The following is a 3,873-nucleotide window of genomic DNA, read 5'->3' on the forward strand; positions in this document are numbered from 1 at the left end:
ACCATCTGAAGAGGTATTCAGTCACATCGATTCCCGGAGTACCTGTGATTTTCACTTCAAGCTGTCCATCTCCGGTATCAGCAGTAGGGTCACAGAAGGTATCATCGGATAGGGTTACCAGTTCGATGAGCGGATTCTCAGTATCGTCACTGATTGTAATCGAAATAGAATCACTTTCACAAAGTGTGATGTTATTGCTAATAGTGAATTTGTAAGTCCCGGATGGAAGTGCATAGACACTATCTGAAGCCACCGCACCAGTTGTTCCGATGGTTCCGGCGGCAGCTACATATGCAGGCCAATTGATGGAATAATTACCATTGATGGCGGTTGGTACTCCATCTTCCTGAACCGTTTTTACGGTTATATATCCATTAGGTGTTCCGGCGCAATTATTGTTGTCACCTTTCACAACATCACCATCTGCTTTGCTAGCGGAAATTACTTTGGTATCCTCGAGAAGATTGAATGTGCTGCTTACAAAACAGAGACTGTCTGGTTTGGATCTGTCAATTACTGCGAGTGTATAAAGGCCACCATCTACGTTTTCAAGGGTAGCTGAATAGGTTCCACCAGACACGATATTGACTGTTCCGGTGATATTATTAACAGTACCCCCAGTTACTACGGCTCCTGTTGTATCAGAGCCAACAAACCATTTGTAATAGTAATCACCATCAGTGCCCGTTGTATTTTCAATGGTAAAGTCAATCTGGCCTAACCCATTATTGTCCGTTGCGTCACACGAGTTATCTATGGCATTTAGGGTGACCGTTACTTCGGGTAGGGTGGTGATGCTGTCGATCTCTACCTGAACTGGATCCGTAATACAGCCGGTAGTCAGGTGTCTGGCCTGCACATAGTAAATGCCAGGGTTTTGCATGTTGATCGTGGTATCACTGCTGAAGTCTTTAATGGTATCAGCAGGAACCGTTCCAGGGTAATTAGCAAGGAATAAATATTCATACTCATTCACATTCCCAGTGAGCATAGTATCACTGCTTACAGATATGATTCCTTGATTGGAAGGGGAGCAATCGGTGAGATCTACCCAATGAACATTAAACAGGTTATGATCTTCTGGAGCATCCTGAATGGTAAGAGTCAGTGTGTCAGCTGTACAGCCGTTGTTCCCAACCAAACTCGATATTGTTTCAATTACAACCGTGTAATCTCCAGGGGCCAAGGTGTCTCCTGCATCGCTAAATAGTGACTCGTACGGACCAGGGTCTACCACATTATCTGTGTGGTGAAGCCCTCCAGATACATCACTTCCAACAAACCAGTGGAAATCAAATGCAATAGTCGTGGAGTCTGGAGCCGCATCTTTTCTTACACGCACGTATACATTTCCATTGTAGCTTCCTGCGAAATCAGGATCACAGACGGTATTGTTTTTTACACCTGTCGAATCTATAACAGGATCGAATGCTTTTTGATATACTGAATCCGTTGCTGCCAGTGTCCAGCATTCATTACCACCTGAAAGGGCCGGATCTTGTTGGGCAATTGCCGTGTAGGCCCCAGAAGGAAGGAATGAGAATTCAGCAACTGTGGCTCCATTAATGACAGGGACAGTACTATCCAGAACATTGTTGTCACCATCATAAATGATACCGTCATCAGAATCATAGTAATAAGGGAATCTTAGTACATCACCTTCAGAATTAACCACATCATAAGGTGCATGTCGATCTGCAGGAACTCCGTCACCGGCATACAAATAAACAATGTAAGTTCCTATATCATCCACTTCACCTGAAGTGCCATTGCCTTCTTCGCTGATGTCAATTCCACCAGTGAGTGATCCACTTGGTCCAGAGATATTGACACCATCTACAAAAGTAGCTCCTGAAATCATGGAAGCCTGGAAACTATTAGCTGTGGTATCATTAAGAATAGCCACTGATCCACCTTGCTGTAGTGTATCCAATAGTGCAAAGGTTCCAATCGAGGTGGTATAAGTAATTCGGATATTGTCTGCCAAAGAAACAAATGCCTGTCCATCGTCAGGACAGCTTCTCACATGTTTGATGGTAAGCGTTGTAGTAGCCTGAATTCCATTAAACGGCAAGTAATAAGTCTCCTGATACCTACAACCTGTGGTTTGACTAATGGCAACTACTGTATATAGTCCGGTCACTATGTTATCCAAAGTGGCTGTTGTAGCGGTTGACGATGTGTCGATAACAGCTGATGCTGATGGGTCATTAACTAATCCATCTCCGTCTACCAGCACCAACGAAGAATCAGGATCGTTGGTGATGTTGGTGTAGTCATAAGATCCTTCATACCAGAAGTAGGAGTAGGTATCTCCTCCAATTCCGAAATCAGCCCTGATTCTTCCGCCTATGCCATCGCAACCATCCGGTAACTCTTCATAAGTGATATCAATAGTAGGTCCAATCCCTGAAACGGCATCAACAATCTCAATACTCTTCGCAGAACTTGTACATCCTACAGAAGATGAAACAATTAAAGTGTACCAATCGGCATTACGGTTAATCAATGTATCCGAAGTTTCACCTGCGAGAATGCTCCCCGCGTTGGCTGTTTGACCCTGATACCATTGGTAAGTAGTATCTGCAATGTCTGAATACCCTCTAGGTACTCCATTGGTGAAGTTCACCGTAAGTGCGTCAATTGAGGCGCTACCGTTTCCAAGATTACAACGAGTCTGGTCCGTTTGATCAAGCGTGAATGAGAAGCTTGGAATTGACTCTATGACGGTTACTTGGTCAGTACTATAACAACTGGTCGCATCATCAATAATTTTAACCCTGTATAGACCTGAAGGTAAATTACTAATCGTATCTCCAGCGGCATTTGAGGTGACCATTGTGTAGCCTGCCAGGCCTGTAGGTACACCATCGTTCACAATCATATTGGATGGACTAATACTCGCCCCTTTAAACCACTGGTAAGTATAGGTGCTACTTCCTCCAGTTTGTTCTGCTCCGATTTTACCAATGGGCGCACTTACATTGCAAGAAAACTGATCTTGTATTACACCAGCATCAGCTGTAAATGACTCGGTATCCTGAGCAACAGGAATAGTGAGCTTGACTGAGGTACATCCCGTGTTGAGATCGATAATCTCAACGGTATAGTTACCCGGGTCTACGTTGATTAGGTGAAGTGAATCGGTTAAGTCAACAGAAGCATTATAAGCACCCACTCCACGGAGCGTTCCCATGTTGCTTCCATTGGAAATGAGTTTTGCTGAATTAACTGTGGAACCATAATACCATTTAACCTGGAAATCGCCATCTGCCGGAATCAGCTCTGAGCCTATGAGTTGAATCTCCCCATTTGGATAAGTAGCCGCATCAATACATACGGTAACGTCAACTGTGTCAACCGCCGCATCCGTTGCAGGAACCTGAGGCGTAGCCGCTGAATCAGCCAGATTAAATATGAGTAGATCGCTACATCCGTTGGCTTTGTTTTGTAAAAGCAAGGTGTATGATCCCCCAAGGATGCTATCGAGATAGATGAAGGTAGCGTCTGAAAGTGTGTCCGCGTTGGAAATCAAACCATCATTCGGTAAAATGTTCCCAGTGGTGTCTGTGCCCAGATACCATGCATAGGTATAGTCAGATGGGGCTCCTGTCGGATCAATCGCCAAAAGACCATTGTACCTTCCTGAGCTTGTGAGTGAGACGTCACAAACTGTGTTCTTAGCGGAATTGGCAACATCTTTTACGGCTGTAGGCAAATCCAAATTTTCATCCACGAAGAAAGAAACAGGAGTGGAAGTACAACCCGAGGTAGAATCCGCGACGAACACGGTGTATTGTCCTGTAGCAAGTCCAGTGACCAGAGATGTAGAATCATGTCCAGCGACCTGAGTACCCGTAGTATCCGACCCTG

At 44.6% G+C, this 3,873-nt stretch carries 1 protein-coding gene; it reads right to left on the reverse strand.

Annotated elements, in window-relative coordinates:
• Positions 1 to 3,873, reverse strand: a 3,873-nt coding sequence (locus tag GV030_RS15245) for a hypothetical protein (RefSeq protein WP_159583854.1), incomplete at both ends; no start/stop codon positions are given.

It is taken from the genome of Marinoscillum sp. 108 (assembly GCF_902506655.1).
Taxonomy (GTDB): domain Bacteria; phylum Bacteroidota; class Bacteroidia; order Cytophagales; family Cyclobacteriaceae; genus Marinoscillum; species Marinoscillum luteum.